This is a genomic window from Luteimonas sp. A501 (assembly GCF_054052085.1).
On sequence record NZ_JBSVRI010000039.1, the window covers coordinates 1 to 555 of the forward strand.

Here is a 555-nt window from a genome sequence, read left to right on the forward strand (position 1 = left end):
GTGTTAGGCACCACATGACAGATCAGCGCGACTTTAAGAGTCTCTACGCCAAGGGCATGCGATCAGCTGTGACTGAGCGGCTTACTGAGGCCACGCTCGAACGCATGAGGACACAGGCGATCGGCGGCGCAGGCATCGCGCTCGGCGTGATACTGCTTCTGCTCCAAACAAACCTCGATAGTGCGGCGCTAGTAATTGCGCTCTACTCCGCGATCTTCGCTATCCCAGCATGGATTGTCGCTTGGCAGTATGTTGAGGCGTACATGTTCTGCGGGAAGCCGTCGTATGAGCATTTCAACAGCCCCAAGGGTTCCTTGGCAGCTGCTGCGTGCGCCATTTCCGGCATGGTTCTCCTGCTCATAGCCACCGTCTCACTCATCTGGCACATGTCTCCCGTGGGTGCGGTGGTGTTCCTAACGGTGTCTATAGCTGCTGCAGTTCTAATCTACCGGCATCACAACGCGGTTCGCACTTTCGCTGACAGCGCCGGTGGTGCCTAACGATTCATTCAAGCCGATGCCGCTTCGCGGCACGGCTTAATTCTGGTGTTAGGCC

The 555-nt window shown here is 57.1% G+C and carries 1 protein-coding gene; it reads left to right on the forward strand.

The window, feature by feature from the left end:
- A partial coding sequence (locus ACW7G5_RS14795) for a hypothetical protein (RefSeq protein ID WP_457005783.1) occupies positions 1–500 on the forward strand: 500 nt, incomplete at its 5' end.
- Positions 501–555: the final 55 nt, after the last annotated feature.